Origin of the sequence: Micromonospora sp. NPDC007220, from assembly GCF_040634035.1 — a bacterium.
Classification (GTDB): Bacteria; Actinomycetota; Actinomycetes; order Mycobacteriales; family Micromonosporaceae; genus Micromonospora; species Micromonospora reichwaldensis.
Genome location: NZ_JBEYEU010000027.1, coordinates 1 through 14,887 on the forward strand (window position 1 = coordinate 1; position 14,887 = coordinate 14,887).

At 73.4% G+C, this 14,887-nt stretch carries 13 protein-coding genes; 3 read left to right on the top strand and 10 right to left on the bottom strand.

Annotation, left to right across the window (positions count from 1 at the left end; genetic code table 11):
* Positions 1-258: 258 nt before the first annotated feature.
* The 9 genes from ABZ573_RS28220 to ABZ573_RS28260 form a co-directional block, all read right to left on the bottom strand.
* Complete coding sequence (locus tag ABZ573_RS28220) at positions 259-1,245, bottom strand: NAD-dependent epimerase/dehydratase family protein (RefSeq protein WP_151454570.1); 987 nt, start codon at positions 1,243-1,245, stop codon at positions 259-261.
* A complete protein-coding gene (locus tag ABZ573_RS28225) occupies positions 1,242-2,588 on the bottom strand; it encodes a nucleotide sugar dehydrogenase (RefSeq protein ID WP_151454571.1) in 1,347 nt (448 codons plus the stop codon). Before ABZ573_RS28225 ends, ABZ573_RS28220 begins: the two co-directional genes overlap by 4 nt.
* A 50-nt stretch (positions 2,589-2,638) precedes the next feature.
* Complete coding sequence (gene rfbH, locus ABZ573_RS28230) at positions 2,639-3,943, bottom strand: lipopolysaccharide biosynthesis protein RfbH (protein ID WP_151454572.1); 1,305 nt, start codon at positions 3,941-3,943, stop codon at positions 2,639-2,641.
* Positions 3,944-4,001: 58 nt separating this feature from the next.
* Positions 4,002-5,063, bottom strand: coding sequence for a glucose-1-phosphate thymidylyltransferase (locus tag ABZ573_RS28235; RefSeq protein WP_151454573.1), 1,062 nt, complete (start codon positions 5,061-5,063; stop codon positions 4,002-4,004).
* Between the two features lie 57 nt (positions 5,064-5,120).
* Positions 5,121-6,275, bottom strand: a complete 1,155-nt coding sequence (locus ABZ573_RS28240) for a DegT/DnrJ/EryC1/StrS family aminotransferase (protein ID WP_151454574.1) — start codon at positions 6,273-6,275, stop codon at positions 5,121-5,123.
* 183 nt (positions 6,276-6,458) lie between these two features.
* The gene (locus ABZ573_RS28245; protein ID WP_151456136.1) at positions 6,459-7,802 is read right to left on the bottom strand and encodes a nucleotide disphospho-sugar-binding domain-containing protein; all 1,344 of its coding nucleotides are present in this window, start codon (positions 7,800-7,802) and stop codon (positions 6,459-6,461) included.
* Positions 7,803-7,858: 56 nt separating this feature from the next.
* On the bottom strand, positions 7,859-8,659 hold the full coding sequence (locus tag ABZ573_RS28250; RefSeq protein WP_151456137.1) for an SAM-dependent methyltransferase: 801 nt from the start codon (positions 8,657-8,659) through the stop codon (positions 7,859-7,861).
* Positions 8,660-8,730: 71 nt separating this feature from the next.
* On the bottom strand, positions 8,731-9,216 hold the full coding sequence (locus ABZ573_RS28255; RefSeq protein WP_358122057.1) for an SgcJ/EcaC family oxidoreductase: 486 nt from the start codon (positions 9,214-9,216) through the stop codon (positions 8,731-8,733).
* Positions 9,217-9,253: 37 nt separating this feature from the next.
* Positions 9,254-9,721, bottom strand: coding sequence for an SgcJ/EcaC family oxidoreductase (locus ABZ573_RS28260; RefSeq protein WP_132238216.1), 468 nt, complete (start codon positions 9,719-9,721; stop codon positions 9,254-9,256).
* A gap of 446 nt (positions 9,722-10,167) precedes the next feature.
* On the opposite strand from ABZ573_RS28260, the gene ABZ573_RS28265 reads away from it, so the two are divergent.
* From ABZ573_RS28265 to ABZ573_RS28275, 3 genes are all read left to right on the top strand, one after another.
* Positions 10,168-11,349, top strand: a complete 1,182-nt coding sequence (locus tag ABZ573_RS28265) for an acyl-CoA dehydrogenase family protein (protein ID WP_327028755.1) — start codon at positions 10,168-10,170, stop codon at positions 11,347-11,349.
* Positions 11,350-11,455: 106 nt separating this feature from the next.
* The gene (locus ABZ573_RS28270; protein ID WP_358122060.1) at positions 11,456-13,048 is read left to right on the top strand and encodes a GMC family oxidoreductase N-terminal domain-containing protein; all 1,593 of its coding nucleotides are present in this window, start codon (positions 11,456-11,458) and stop codon (positions 13,046-13,048) included.
* A 132-nt stretch (positions 13,049-13,180) separates the two neighbouring features.
* Positions 13,181-13,636, top strand: coding sequence for an SgcJ/EcaC family oxidoreductase (locus ABZ573_RS28275; RefSeq protein WP_151456140.1), 456 nt, complete (start codon positions 13,181-13,183; stop codon positions 13,634-13,636).
* 432 nt (positions 13,637-14,068) lie between these two features.
* Here ABZ573_RS28275 and ABZ573_RS28280 read toward each other — a convergent pair whose 3' ends face one another.
* A complete protein-coding gene (locus ABZ573_RS28280; protein ID WP_358122063.1) occupies positions 14,069-14,863 on the bottom strand; it encodes a TIGR03084 family metal-binding protein in 795 nt (264 codons plus the stop codon).
* Positions 14,864-14,887 lie beyond the last annotated feature (24 nt).

The following is a 14,887-nucleotide window of genomic DNA, read 5'->3' on the forward strand; positions in this document are numbered from 1 at the left end:
CCTATATCAACACCCCGGCTAATCCACTTTTCCCCACCCCCCCGCTCGCCCGTCGGGGGGCGGGGGGCCCCGGGGGGGGGGGGGTGCCCCCCACCCCCCCGCCCCCACGCCGTTCGCGTACGTCCGAGCGGCACCCGGAGCTGTCGCGGGTCGCCTGGCGGGACCCGCGTCCCCCGTCGGCGGTGCCGGCGGACCGGGTGCACGCACGACGGCGCCGCCCCACCCCCGCGGGTCGGGCGGCGCCTCGGTGTCGGGACGTCAGTTCGCGCCGGTGTCGGGCAGGGCCAACCACCACGGGTTCTCCCGGGCCCAGTGCACCGTCCGCTCCAGGCCGGTACGCAACGGCACCTCGCACTTCCAGCCCAGCACCGTGCGCGCCTTCGTGGTGTCCGGGATCCGCCGGGCCAGGTCCTCGTAGGCACTGCCCAGCGCCCGGCTGGTGTCCACGTCGGTCACCGCGGCGGTGCCGGTGAGCGTGCCGATCATCTCCGCCACCTCGCCGATGGTGTTCTCCACCATGCTGCCGATGTTGAACGACTCGCCGAGCGCCGCCGGGCTGGTGGCGGCGGCGAGCGTACCGGCGACGGCGTCGTCGACGAAGGTGAAGCAGCGGGTCTGCCGCCCCTGGTCGTAGACCACCACCGGACGCCCGTTCAACGCCCGGTGCACGGAACGGCTGACCAGGTACGCCGGGCGCTGCCGGGGACCGTAGACGTTGAAGTAGCGGACGATGGTGGCCGCCAGCCCGTGCTGCCGGGCGAAGGCGTACGTGAGGTGCTCGGTGAGGGCCTTGCTCGACGAGTACGTCCAGCGGTCGGCGGACGTCGCGCCGAGCACCCGGTCGTCCTCCTCCGCCCACGGCACCGCCGGGTTCTTGCCGAAGACCTCGCTGGTGCTGGCCAGCACGACGCGGGCGCCGGCCCGGCAGGCCAGGTCCAGCACGTTGCGGGTACCGGTGAAGTTGATGTCGACGACGTCCAGCGGGCGGGACAGGTACTGGTCGACGCCCACCACGGCGGCCAGGTGGTAGACGACGTCGACCCCGGAGGTGATCGCCTCGGCCAGCCGGCCCGGGTCGCGCACGTCGCCTTCCACCAGCCGGGCGTGCGCCGCGGCCGGCGAGCGCCCCACCGGCGGCGCCGGGCCGTCGAAGACGGTGACGTCGTCGCCGCGCTCCAGCAACCGGTCCACCAGGTGACCGCCGATGAAGCCGTGCCCGCCGGTCACCACCACCCGCGCGCTCACCGGCCGATCCCCCGGTAGTGGTACCCGGCGGCCCGCAGCCCGGCGATCCTGTCCTTCGGGAAGTACGCGCGCCCGTCGAGCACCAGGCACGGCCGGGCCACCGGCAGCGCGGCGTAGTCGATCTCGGCGAACCGCCGGTGGTGGGCCAGGACGGCCAGGCAGTCCGCGCCCCGCACCGCCTCGTCGAGGTCGGCGACCGGCCGCAGCCCGAAGAGCTTCTCCGCCTCGTCCGGGTCGACCAGCGGATCGTGCAGGCGGACCTCGCAGCCGGCCTCGCGCAGGGCCGCGACGGCCGGCAGCGTCGGGGTGGCCCGCAGGTCGCCGGTGTCGTTCTTGAACGCCAACCCCAGCACGGTCACCGTCGCCGTCTCCGCCGACCTGCCGAGCGCGGCCAGCTCGTCCAGCACCAGGCGCGCCGTGTAACCCGGCATCCCCGCGTTCACCTGCCGGCCGGCCGGCGCGGTGAGGATCTCCAGGCCCCGCTCCCGGGCCGAGTGCCAGACCATCCAGGGGTCCTTGGTCAGGCAGGAGCCGCCCACCCCGACGCTGGGCAGCAGGATGTTGATGTTGCTCTTGCCCTTCGGGATGCTGTTGGCGGCGGCGATCACGTCCAGCACGTCGACGTCGAACAGCGCGCTGAACTTGGCCAGCTCGTTGGCGAGCGCGATGTTGAGGTCGATCCACCAGTTGTCGGCGAGCTTGACGATCTCCGCCGCCTCCAGCGAGTCCACCGGGATCACGTCCACCCCCAGCGCCCGCTGCCAGAACCCGCCGGCCGCCCGGGTGCTGTCGGCGTCCAGGCCGCCGGCGACGATGGGAAAGGTCCGCAGCTCCCGCAGCGCGGTGCCCTCGGCGAGCCGCTCCGGGGTGAAGGCGATCCCGAAGTCCTTCCCGCCGCTCAGCCCGCCGCGCTCCAGCAGCGGCAGGACGAAGTCCCGGGTGGTGCCCGGCGGGACCGTGCTCTTGATCACGACCAGTTGGCCGGGTCGCAGGTGGCGGGCCAGCTCGACGCAGGCGCCGCGGAGCTGCTCGTCGGCGAGCGAGCCGTCGCGGCGCACCGGCGTGCCGACGGTGACGAGGACGACGTCGGTCTCCGCCAGCGCCGCGTAGTCGGTGGACACCCGCAGCCGGCCGCCCTCGATGCCGGCGCGGACCAGCTCCGGCAGGCCGGGCTCCTCGAACCGGCAGTGCCCGGCGCGCAACTCGTCGACCAGGTGTGGGTCGACGTCCACGCCCACCACGTCCAGGCCCCGTTCGGCCAGGACCGCGGCGATGCAGGACCCGACGTAGCCGAGCCCGACGACCGCCACCCGAGGATCTCGTCGGTCGGACAGAACGCCCATCTGTGCTCCAATCAGGGAAGCTGCCGGGTCCCAGGGCGGGATCCCGCCGGTCAGCCGTAGGTCTTGACGAACTCCCGGATGGACGAGACGACGTAGTCGATCATCTCGTCGGTGAGCCCGGGGAAGACCCCGACGTGGAAGGTCTGGCTGGTCACGATGTCGCTGTTGGTCAGCTCGCCGACCACCCGGTACTGCTGGTCGGCGTACGCGGGGTGGCGGGTCAGGTTGCCCGCGAACAGCCGCCGCGTGCCGATCTTGCGGTCCTCCAGGAAGCCCACCAGCTCGGGCACGTCGAACGGCGCCCCCGGCTCCACGGTGATCACGAAGCCGTACCAGCTCGGGTCGCTACGCGGCGTGGCGTGGGGCAGCAGCAGGTGCGGCACCCCGTCCAGGCCCTCGCGCAGGCGCCGCCAGTTGTGCCGCCGGGCGGCGCAGAACTCGTCGACCCGGGCCAGCTGGGCCAACCCCAGGGCGGCCTGCAGGTCGGTGGTCTTCAGGTTGTACCCGACGTGCGAGTAGATGTACTTGTGGTCGTAGCCCTCCGGGAGGGTGCCCAGCTGGTGCTCGAACCGCTTCATGCAGGTGTTGCTCTTGCCCGGGTCGCACCAGCAGTCCCGGCCCCAGTCGCGCAGCGACTCCACGATCCGGGCCAGGGCCAGGTTGTTGGTGACCACGCACCCGCCCTCGCCCATCGTCATGTGGTGCGCGGGATAGAAGCTCGCCGAGGCCAGGTCGCCGAAGCTGCCGGTGGGCCGGCCGTCGTAGAAGGAACCGACCGCGTCGCAGTTGTCCTCGATGAGGAACAGGTCGTGCTCCTTGGCGAGCTGCGCCATCTCGGCGACCGCGAACGGGTTGCCCACCGCGTGGGCCAGGATGATGGCCCTGGTCTTCGGGCCGATCGCGGCGGCCACCCGCTCGACGGTGGCGTTGTAGGTGCCCAACTCGATGTCGACGAAGACCGGCACCAGCCCGTTCTGCAGGATCGGGTTGACCGTGGTGGGGAACCCGGCCGCCACCGTGATCACCTCGTCGCCGCGGCGCAGCCGCCGGTCGCCGAGCTGGGCGGAGGTGAGCGCCGAGACCGCCAGCAGGTTGGCCGAGGAGCCGGAGTTGCACAGGTGCGCCTTGCGTACCCGCAGCTTGCGGGCGAAGGCCGACTCGAACCGGCGGGCGTTCTGCCCGGACGCGATGCGCAGGTCCAGCGCGGCCTCGACCAGCGCCACCCGCTCCTCGGCGCCCAGCACCGCGCCCGAGGGCCAGATCTCGGTCTCGCCCGGGACGAACGGCCGCTCCTCCTGGACCTCCTGGTGGTACTTGCGGACGCTGTCCAGCAGCAGTGCCTTGGGGTCGCTCATCCCATCTTCCTCTCGGATCGTGCCCGGCAGCGGGCGTCGGTCGGCGGCCGTACGGGCGTCATGCGGCGAACTCGATCCGGCTGTGGTCGCCGACCACCAGCCGGCTTCCGGCCGCCGGGCTGAGGCTGACCGTGGCGGAGCGGCCGATCAGGCAGCCGCGCAGTCCACGGACGGCGGTGATCGAGGCGTCCGCCAGCACGATCGAGTCGGCCACCTCGGCGTCGACGAGCCGGCAGCCGGGGCCGATCGCGGTGTGCGGGCCGATCCGGCAGCCCTCGACCACGGCGCCCGCGCCGATGACCACCGGCCCCTCGACGCGGCTGGCGACGATGCGGGCGCCCGGCTCCACGACCACGGCGCCGGTCAGCTCGCTGGCCGGATCGACGCTGCCGGCGACTGCGCGCGGCTGGGCGTCGAGCAGGTGCCGGTTGCAGGCCAGCAGGTCCGCCACCTGGCCGGTGTCGCGCCAGTACCCGTCGTACTCGCTGGCGCGCACCTCGGCGCCGTTGGTGACCAGCCACTGCACCGCGTCGGTGATCTCCAGCTCGCCGCGCGCACTGGGCGTGATGGCGTCGACGCCGGCGTGGATGGCCGGGGTGAAGAAGTAGACGCCGACCAGGGCGAGGTCCCCGCGCGGCTGCCGGGGCTTCTCCACCAGACGGCGTACCGTGCCGTCGGGGTCGAGCTCGACGATGCCGAAGGCGCGCGGATCGTCCACCTTGTGCACGAGCACCTGGGCCGCGGGCCGGTGGCGGCGGAACCGGTCGGCGTACCGGGCCACGCCGTCGGGCAGCATGACGTCGCCGAGGTACATGACGAAGTCGTCGTCGCCGAGGAACGGCCGGGCCAGCCGGACGCAGTCGGCCAGCCCGCGGGGCCGGTCCTGACGCAGGTAGGTCAGCCGCACCCCGAGGCGGGAGCCGTCGGAGAGGACCTCGCTGATCTGGTCGGCCCAGGCGCCCACGATCACGCCGATCTCGGTCACCCCGGCGTCGCGGACGTTCTCCAGCACGTGCTCCAGGACCGGCTTGTTCGCCACCGGGACGAGCTGCTTGGGCATCGAGTGGCTCAGCGGGCGCAGCCGGGTGCCGGCGCCGCCGGAGAGCACCAGGGCCTTCATCGCGTACCCCCGGCGCCCCGCCGCCCGGGTGGACCGGCCACCGGCCGCGCCGTCGGGTCAGTCACGGGTGCCGCCCTGCCGCTGCTCGACGGACTTGCGCAAGCCGTCGACGACCGTTCGTACGTCTGCATCGTCCAGTCCCTGGTGGAGCGGTAGGAGGAGGGTGGTCCGTGCCGCCTCGTCGGCGCCGGGCAGGTGCCAACCGGCGCCGTACGCGGGCACCTTGTGCAGCGGCGCGTAGCGGAACGTGGTGTAGATGCCGATGTCGAGCAGGTCGGCGGCCACCTGGTCGCGGATCTCCGGGTCGAGTTGCACCCAGTAGAAGTAGTGCGAGCTGCGCTGCCCGGCGGGCAACGGCGGGGGGAGCCGGACGCCCTCGACGTCGGCGAGCAGGCGGTCGTACTCCGCGGCGATCTCCCGCCGGCGCGCGACGAACCCGGGCAGGCGGCGGAGCTGGACCAGGCCGATCGCCGCGGTGAGGTCGTTGCCGACCACCCGGCGGCCGAACTCCCGCACGTCCAGCTCCCACCAGCGGTGCGGCACCCCCTTGCCGGCGGCGGAGAAGCCGCTGGCGTGCTCCAGGCCGTGGTACGCCAGGCGGTGGGCCCGCCGGGCCAGTTCCGCGTCGCGTACGTGCAGCATCCCGCCGTCGCCGGTGACCAGGATCTTCATCGCGTCGAAGCTCCACATGGCGATGTCGCCGAAGCTGCCGCAGGGACGCCCGTCGACGGTTGACGCGACGGCGCACGCCGCGTCCTCCACCAGGGCGACCCCGCGCCGGCGGCACAGCTCGGCGATCTCGGCCACCTCGCCGGGCACGCCGCCGTAGTGCAGCAGGATCACCGCCTTCGTGGTGGGGGTCAGGGCCCGTTCCACGTCGGCGACGGAGGGGTTGAGCGTGCGCGGATCGACATCGCAGAAGACCGGCCGGGCGCCGGCCGAGGCGATGGCGTTGGCGGCGCCGACGAAGCTGATCGAGGGCAGCACCACCTCGTCACCGGGCCCGAGGGCCAGCAGCTCCACGGCGAGGAAGAGCCCGGCCGTGGCCGAGTTGATGAAGATGGTCCGCTCGGGCACCAGCCCGGCGTGCGCGGCGAACTCCTGCTCGAACTCCCTGGTACGCGGCCCGTGCCCCAGCCAGCTGCTGTCGAAGACGGCGCGCACGGCGTCGAGCTCCTCGGCGCCGAGGGTCGGCTGGAAGACGTTGATCATCGCTTCTCCTGTCGTCGAGGACGCCCGTGCACCGGCGGCGACGCGGGGGCGGCGGCGGGCAGCCGGCAGCGGGGCGGCGCGGGGCGCGCCACCCGGGTGGGCCGCGGGCGGGCGGTGCGGGAGCGGACGGTGCCGGCGGGCGTGCGCAGGGGCCCGCCCGCCGGCGGCGACGGCGGTGCCGGGTCAGGCCCGGTACCGCCGGGTGAGCTTCTCCAGCACCGGGACGGTCTCGGTCGGGCTGGGCGTGGCGAGCAGGTCGTCGTAGAGGGAGTCGGCCCCCTGCCGGAACGCCGGCTCGTCCAGCACGCGGACGAGCTGCTTGCGCATCGCGTCCACGGAGAGGTTCTTGATGTCCAGGACCAGTCCCGCACCGCGTTCGGCGACGCAGCGGGCGGTCACCGACGACTCGATGTGCTTCGTGGCCATCGACCACTCCAGGCCGTCGGCCTCGATGGTGATCATGCCGTTGTCGTCGTCGGAGTCGGTGATCAGCTGCGGCACCCGCAGCGCCACCGCGCTGGCGAAGGTGCCCATGCCGCCGTGGTGCACCATCGCCGAACAGGACGGCAGCAGCTGGGTCAGGGGCAGGTAGTCCACCGCGCGGACGTTCTTCGGCAGGGTGGGCATGCCGGCCAGCTGGTCGGCGTTGAGCGTCGCGACCACCTCGACGTCCAGGTCGGAGACCATCTCCAGCAGGCCGGGCACGTGGTCCCAGCCGCCCTTGAAGTACATCCGCTGGGACAGCCCGAGGGAGAGCGCGACGCGGGGCCGCTCCGGCCGGTGGTGCAGCCACCGGGGGAGCACCGTCTGCCCCGAGTAGGGCACCCAGCGCGTCGGCACGGTCCGGGCGCTGGTGGGCAGGCGTACGCCCGGGGGAGTGGGGTCGACGGTCCACTGGCCCAGCAGCAGCTCGTCGTCGATCTCCAGCCCGTACCGCTCGGCGGCCGGCCGCATGGTCTCGACCAGCGGGTTCTCCTCCGGGCCCGGGCCCGGTCGGGCGGCGGCCTCGGCGAAGCGGTCCATGGTCGAGGCGAAGTAGTCCAGCCCCCAGAGCAGCCGCGCCTGCGCCGCACCGGCGACGCGCGCCGCCACCGCGCCGGCCGGGAAGCACGGGTCCCAGAGCACCAGGTCGGGCTGCCAGTCGCGGGTGAAGGCGACCAGGTCGTCGAGGACCGGGTGCGGGTCGCGGGCGGTGGACCCGACCGGGTGGAAGTCCCACATGGACGGCAGCATGAACTGGTAGAAGACGTCCCAGACCTCCTTGTCCGCCGGGGTCAGCTCCAGCGCCTCGGTGATCCGGTCGAGCCGCTGCTTGACGCTGCGCGGCTGCGGCCGACCGGGGCCCATCGGCATGATCTCCGGGTCGCCGACCGCGACCGGGGTCAGCCCGACCGCCAGCGTGCTCTCCGCCAGGACGGGGTGGGACGCGACGCGGACCTCGTGGCCGGCGCTCTGCAACGCCCACGCGAGCGGAACCAGCGGGTACAGGTGGGCCGGGTTGGGCCACAGGGCGAACACGACGCGCATGTCTCTCCTCGGTTGTGCGGTCCTGGTGGGTGCGGTGCGGCGGTCGGCGGTACGGGTCAGAGCTTGCGGGCCACCCCGGCGTACATCCGGTCGGTGGAGGTGGCGTCGGGGTCGTCCTGCCGCCAGCGGCCGGTCGGCACGAGCCCGGGCGCGACGAGCTCGAAGCCCTCGAAGAGGTCGGCGATCTGCGCGGCGGTCCGGTAGACCATCGGCGCGGTGGCGTTGCGGTAGCTGTCCTCCATCATCTGGCGCTCCTCGTCCGGCCCGCCCTCCACGCAGAGGTGGGACAGGGCCAGGTACGAGCCGGGCGCCAGCCGGTCGCGGAAGGCCCGGATGATGCCCTTCGGGTCCTCGCTGTCCCGGATGAAGTGGAAGACCGCGATGAACAGCACCCCGACGGGCTGGGAGAAGTCGATCAGGGACTTGGTGTCCGGGTGGTCGAGGATCGAGCCGGGGTCGCGCAGGTCGGCGGTGAAGATCCCGGTGTTGGCCCGCTCGTCCTCGGTGAGCAGGCGCTTGCCGTGCTCGGCGACCGCCGGGTCGTTGTCCACGTAGATCACCCGGGGCTGGGAGACGGCCCGCCGCGCCACGTGGTGGGTGTTCTCCTGGCTCGGCAGGCCCGCCCCGACGTCGATGAACTGCCGGATCCCGCACTCCTCGGCGAGGTGCCGGACGGCGCGGCCCAGGAACCGGCGGTTCTCCCACACCACGTCGCGGGTGAGCGTCTGTCCGACCCGCCCGATCACGGCCTCCGCCGCGGCCCGGTCCACCGGGTAGTTGTTCGTGCCGTGGAGGAAGTAGTCGTACATCCGCGCCGGCGACGGCCGCTCCACGGACTGGGCAGGTTCTGTCGACATCGGTCTCTCCTCGTACGTCGCTGGTTGGGAGTGCGGGTGGGGGCCGGCCCCGACGGGACCGGCCCCCGGGGTCAGCCGGTGACGGGGCTGCTCTGGTGCGAGAGCAGCAGCGGGCGGCCGTCGTCCTGGCGGACGATGATCCAGGTGGCCCGGATGTGCCGCCCGGGGGCGACCTCGCTCTCGCCGGCGAGGATGATGCCGCCGCCGGTGACCACCATGGCGACGTCCGGGTGCAGGAAGCTCACCGACACCGGGTAGCCCTTGACGTAGGCGCCCCGGTACGGGCCCGCGAACCCCTTGGTCATGAAGGCGCGGATCTCGTCGCGGCTGGTCAGCTGCTCGTCGCCCATGAGCAGGCTGCCGTTCTCCGCGAAGAGGTCGGCGAAGAAGTCCGGGTCGTTGGCCTTCCACGCGGCCTGGATCAGCTGCGGTACGGCCAGGACGGCCTTCTCGTCGTCGCTGACGAATTCCCGGTAGTAGGAGTGGTCCTCCGCGACGCGGGCGGCCTCGAGGATCTCCGTCGCGTCGCCCCACCGCGACGCTGCCTTGGTGGTCATGGGTGCTCCTTGCCGATCGTCACGGGGGGATGGACGGTCACCAGCGCAGCGTCGCGCCGGCGCCGCGCGGGCTGTTCTGGTAGCCGGCGAGCTTCCACTCGCCGTCGCGCTTGACGACGATCCACGTGGAGCGGACGGCGAGCTCCGGGGCGATCTCGGTCTCGCCCGGGGCGAGGATGCCGCCGTGGGTGCGCAGCAGGGCGACCTCGTCGTTGACGAACCGCACGTCGACGGGGTTGCCGGTGACGCCGGTGCCCTTGAACGGGCCGGCGTACGCGGCGGCCATGAACGAGTAGATCTCGTCGCGGCCCTTCTTGTAGACGTCGCCGGGGAGGATGAGGATGCCGTCCTCGGTGAAGCTGTCGGCGACGCCGGCGGCGTCGTTGCGGCTCCAGGCGGCGACCAGCCGCAGCGGAACGCCGAGGGCCTCCTTCTCCTTCTCACTGGTGAAGGGGCCGTAGTAGGCGTCGAGGTCGGGTCGGTTGGCCTGGGTGGTCGTGGTCATGGGGGTGCTCCTTCGTCGGTTCGGGCGGCGGGATGCGCCGACGCCGGGTACCGGTCGTGATCGCTACCCCGAATCGTTGCCGGGGCCCGTCACCGACTGCATCTCTCTGATTGCGCTGCCGGGCAGGCCGGGGCACGCCGTCGCGCCGGCCGGGGCAGGCCGTCGCGCCGGGCGGTCGGGGCGGGGTGGGAGCGGGGGTGGCCGGCGGCGAATCCCGCGACACCGCACTTGCGGAGATGCGTCGACCTCCGGCGGGAGCAGACGATGCCAGGGCCACCCCAGGCGGGGCGCGCCCCGAGCGACCGCGCCGCCCGCCGCCGGTGACGGCTGGCCGGACCGGACGCGACCGGGGCGGATGCCCCCGCTGGCCCGGTCCCGTGCCGTGCGCCCGGCGGTCACGCGGCGGTGGTGTAACCGCCGAACCGACGATTATCGAGGAGGTCAGGGTGGACGTCACCCAGACGGTGCCCGGCACGGAACTGGTGCGTCGCGCGACGGAGCTGGTGCCCCTGTTGCAGAAGCACGCGAGCTGGTCCGAGGAGAACCGCCGCATGCACGACGAGGTGGTCGAGGCGATGGCCGACGCCGGCCTGTTCCGGATGCGGATCCCGAAGCGGTACGGGGGGTACGAGTCGGACACCCGGACGCTGACCGACGTGACGGCCCAGCTGGCCCGGGGTGACGGCTCCGTCGCCTGGACCGCCTCGGTGTGGTGCATCCCGGGCTGGATGGTCGGGATGTTCCCCGACGAGGTGCAGGACGAGGTCTTCGGCACGCCCGACGTGCGGGTCTGCGGCACGCTGAGCCCGACCGGCAACGCGCAGCCCCGGCCGGGGGGTGTGCTGCTCAACGGCCAGTGGGGCTTCATCAGCGGAGCCCTGCACAGCCAGTGGCAGGAGATCATCGCGATGGGGGCGGCGCCGGACGGCACCCCGATGCCCCTCATGATGCTGGTGCCCATGTCGGACCTGGAGGTCGTCGACGACTGGCACACCGCGGGGATGCGGGGCTCGGGCAGCGTCACCACCGTCGCCCGGGACGTCTTCGTGCCGCAGGAGCGGGTGCTGCCGCTGCCGGCCGTGCTTCAGGGCCAGTACGCCTCGAAGCTCAACGCCGAGTCGCCGATGTACCGGGCGCCCCTGCTCGGCGTCGCCGCCGCGTCCTCGGTCGGCACCGTGATCGGGCTGGCCCGGGCCGCCCGGGAGGTGTTCTTCGAGCGGCTGCCCGGCCGGAAGATCACCTACACCGACTACGGCAGCCAGGCCGAGGCGCCGGTGACCCACCTCCAGGTGGCCGAGGCGACGCTCAAGGCCGACCAGGCCGAGTTCCACGGGTACCGGGTCGCGGACCTGACCGACAGCAAGGGCCGCTCGGGCGAGCCGTGGACGCTCGAGGAGCGGGTCCGCTCCCGCGCCGACGTGGGCGCGGTCTGCCAGCTGGGCCGCGAGGCGGTGGAGGTGCTGGCCCTGGCCAGCGGCGGTTCCTCGGTCTACAGCTCGGTGCCGATCCAGCGGATCGCCCGGGACGTGCACACGGTCAACCTGCACGCCCTGATGACCCCGCAGACCAACTTCGAGCTCTACGGCCGGGTGCTCTGCGGCCAGGAGCCGAACAGCTTCTACATCTGACACCGGGCCCGGGCGGCGGCACCCGGCGACGCCGGGTGCCGCCCCGGATCCGTACCAGCTGCGCTGATGTCACGCCTGCGGGCGGGCACGCGACGAGGAGGGGTGGATGTACGACTATGTAATCGTCGGGGCGGGATCGGCGGGCTGCGTGCTGGCCGCGCGACTGAGCGAGGATCCCGACGTCCGGGTCTGCCTCGTCGAGGCCGGCCCGGCGGACACGGCGCAGAACGTGCACGTTCCGGTGGCGTTCGGCCAGCTGTTCCGCACCCAGCTCGACTGGGACTACGACACGCACGACGAGCCGCACCTGGACCGCCGCCGGATCTACCTGCCCCGCGGCCGGGTGCTGGGCGGCACCAGCTCGATCAACACGATGATCTACGTCCGGGGTCACCGGTCGGACTTCGACGGGTGGAACCAGCCCGGGTGGAGCTTCGACGAGCTGCTGCCGTACTTCAAGCGGTCGGAGGACAACGAGCGGGGCGAGTCGGCCTACCACGGGGCCGGCGGTCCGCTGCGGGTCTCCGACGGCCGGTCCCGCAACCCGATGTCCGCCGCCTTCGTCGCCGCTGCCCAGGAGGCGGGCTTCGGCGCCAACGACGACTTCAACGGCGCCCAGCAGGACGGCTTCGGGCTGTTCCAGCTGACCCAGCGCGACGGCCGGCGGGCCAGCACCGCCACCGCCTTCCTGCACCCCGTGGCCGACCGGCCCAACCTGACCGTCGAGGTCAACCTCCAGGTGCACCGGGTGCTCATCGAGAACGGCCGGGCGGTGGGCGTGGTGGGCCAGCGGCTCGGCGAGGACGTCGAGATCCGGGCTGAGCGGGAGGTGGTGCTGTCCGGCGGGGCGTACAACTCGCCGCAGCTGCTCATGCTCTCCGGCATCGGGCCGGCGGCGCTGCTCACGGCGCTCGGCGTGCCGGTCGTGCTGGACCAGCCGCAGGTCGGGCAGAACCTCCAGGACCACGTCCTGGTGCCGTTGATCTACGCCCACTCGCACCCGGTCAGCCTGATCGCCGCCGGCACCCCGGACGACCTCGAGCAGTTCATGTCCGAGGGGCGGGGGCCGATGACCTCCAACGGCCCGGAGGCCGGCGGGTTCGTCCGGACCTCCGACGGCCTGGCCGCGCCGGACGTGGAGTTCCTCTCCGCGCCGGTGATGTTCGCCGACAACGGCCTGGGCACGCCCACGGACCACGCCCTGTCCTACGGTCCGTCGATGCTGGCGCCGCGCAGCCGGGGCAGCGTGCTGCTCGCCCTGGCCGACCCCACCGCGAAGCCGAAGATCGTGCACAACTACTTCGCCGAGGAGTCCGACCTGGACGACGCGGTGGCGGCCCTGCGGATCGGGCTGGACATCGCCCGGCAGCCGGCCCTCGCGCCGTACACGGAGCGTCCGTTCCGGCCGCCGGCGTCGGAGTCCGACGCCGACCTGCGCGACTACGTCCGCCAGTACGCGCACTCCATCTACCACCCGGCCGGCACCTGCGCGATGGGCGCCGTGGTCGACGCGGAGCTGCGCGTCCTCGGCGTCGACGGGCTGCGGGTCGCGGACGCGTCCGTGATGCCCCGCCTGGTCAGCGGCAACCCGAACGCCGCGACCATCGCCATCGGCGAGAAGGCCGCGGACCTGATCAAGGGGGTGGCCGCGGCCACCGAGCCCGCGCTGGCCGCCGGTACGGCGGGCCCGGCGCGGTAGCGCGTCGGGCGGGGCCGCGGCCGGCGACGCGACCGGCCGTGGCCCGAGGCGGCGACCACCAGCGGTACCCGCGCCGACGCGACCGGAGCGCCGGCGACCACTCACATCCGACACCCGGCAGAGGAGCACACCATGACCAACAAGGCAGCGTCGCTCGTCGAGCAGTCCAAGCAGTGGGCGAAGCACTACGGGGCGTACAGCAACGGGGAGGAGGGCCACGCCTTCACCGCGCCGCTGCGCGTGCGGGCCAACTGGGACGCCAACGACGCCGACGCCATCGCCGAGATGTTCACCGACAACGGCAGCATGCTGATGGGCGACGAACAGCTGAAGAGCCGGGATGAGATCCGTGCCTGGCTGACCGACACGTTCGCCGGCCCGTACAAGGGGGCCCGGATGACCTTCGAGCCCGTCGAGATCAGCATGCTGCACCGGGACTCCGCCCTGATCGTCGCCGAGGGCGGCATCCTGCTGGCCGGCGAGACCGAGGTCGCCCCCGAGCGGAGCAGCCGCATCGTCTTCGTCACCGTCCGCGTCGACGACGACTGGCGGGTCCTGTCCTACCAGTCGAGCCCGGTCAAGGGCTGACCCGGCCCACCCCGTCGACCCGGGCCCGGGCGCGGGAGGCGACGACCGGCTCCGGCCGGCCGCGTCCCGCTCCCGGGCCCGGGTCGCGTCGTACCCCGCGCTGTGCGGCGCGACGCTGGTCGACCTCGACCTCAGCGGCTGCCGTCCGCCGTCGGCCCGCCGGCGGCGGTTCGTCGTACGTCCGGCCGCCCTCCGTCGCCTCCCGGGACGAGGCCCGCCGGGCCGATGGTTGGCGTGCTCGCGGCGCCTTGGCCTTGGCCTTGGCCCCGGTCCTGGTCCGCCGTCGCGCCGCGTCGGGCCCTGGTGCCGACCCCGGTCGGCCGCAGGCGGTACGCGATGGCGGGGCCGGGCACACGGAAGCGACCACGGCGCTCGGCCGTGGTCGCGGGGTGGCCCGTGCGCCCCGGCGGTCCGGCCGGGGCGCACGGGACGTCAGGAGGTGGCGAACTGTCCCGGCCGCCGCCCCGGGCCGGCCGGCCCCCGGTACGCCTGGGCGATGTCCAGCCAGTGGTGGGCCTCGGCGCCGACGGCCTTCAGCGACAGGTCGTCGCGGTGCCGACGCCGGGTCACCAGCAGGCAGAAGTCCTCGGCGGTGCCGTTGACGATCTGCTCGGCGTCCGGCGGCCCGAAGTACCAGACCGCGCCCGACGGGGCGGTGATGACGAAGCGGAACGTGCTGCTCGGCACCTCCAGCCCCCGTGCCAGGTAGCCGAAGTCCCAGGTGCGGACCGCGAACTCGACGAGCGGCCGGAGCCGGTCGGTGCGGCGGCGGCGTACGCCGAGGGCGTCGGCGATGTCCTGGCCGTGCCCGAACAGCTCCATCATCCCCGCCGCGGCGAGCACCGGCGCCGGGAGCGGCCGGACGAGCCACGGCACCGGCTGTCCCACCGGGACGGCGGCGAGGGCCTTCTCGGCGAGGGTCCGCTCCTCGCGCCACCGGGCCAGCAGTGCCGCCGGCGCCTCGGCCAGGTACGGAGCCATCGCCGCGTTCACGTTCGCGTCGAAGTCGCCGCTCATGCGCGACATGAGGGCCTGGAAACCGTCCGGGTCGGCGGCGGCCAGGCCGGCCATCCGGAAGGTGGCGGTCAGGTGGGCTATCTGGTGCGCGACCGTCCAGCCCTCGGCGGGGGTGGGGGTCCGCCACCCGGCGTCGTCCAGCTCGGCGACCATGCGGTCGACGTCGTCGCCCTCGGCCTCCAGGGCGGCGAACACGTCCTGTTCTGCCACGCGCTCATCCTCTCGCTGCGGTGC

Excerpts from the sequence above, each read along its gene's own strand:
- ABZ573_RS28225 (WP_151454571.1), bottom strand. The coding sequence starts at position 2,588 with ATGGGCGTTCTGTCCGACCGACGAGATCCTCGGGTGGCGGTCGTCGGG.
- rfbH (WP_151454572.1), bottom strand. The coding sequence starts at position 3,943 with ATGAGCGACCCCAAGGCACTGCTGCTGGACAGCGTCCGCAAGTACCAC.
- ABZ573_RS28235 (WP_151454573.1), bottom strand. The coding sequence starts at position 5,063 with ATGAAGGCCCTGGTGCTCTCCGGCGGCGCCGGCACCCGGCTGCGCCCG.
- ABZ573_RS28240 (WP_151454574.1), bottom strand. The coding sequence starts at position 6,275 with ATGATCAACGTCTTCCAGCCGACCCTCGGCGCCGAGGAGCTCGACGCC.
- ABZ573_RS28245 (WP_151456136.1), bottom strand. The coding sequence starts at position 7,802 with ATGCGCGTCGTGTTCGCCCTGTGGCCCAACCCGGCCCACCTGTACCCG.
- ABZ573_RS28250 (WP_151456137.1), bottom strand. The coding sequence starts at position 8,659 with ATGTCGACAGAACCTGCCCAGTCCGTGGAGCGGCCGTCGCCGGCGCGG.
- ABZ573_RS28255 (WP_358122057.1), bottom strand. The coding sequence starts at position 9,216 with ATGACCACCAAGGCAGCGTCGCGGTGGGGCGACGCGACGGAGATCCTC.
- ABZ573_RS28260 (WP_132238216.1), bottom strand. The coding sequence starts at position 9,721 with ATGACCACGACCACCCAGGCCAACCGACCCGACCTCGACGCCTACTAC.
- ABZ573_RS28270 (WP_358122060.1), top strand. The coding sequence starts at position 11,456 with ATGTACGACTATGTAATCGTCGGGGCGGGATCGGCGGGCTGCGTGCTG.
- ABZ573_RS28275 (WP_151456140.1), top strand. The coding sequence starts at position 13,181 with ATGACCAACAAGGCAGCGTCGCTCGTCGAGCAGTCCAAGCAGTGGGCG.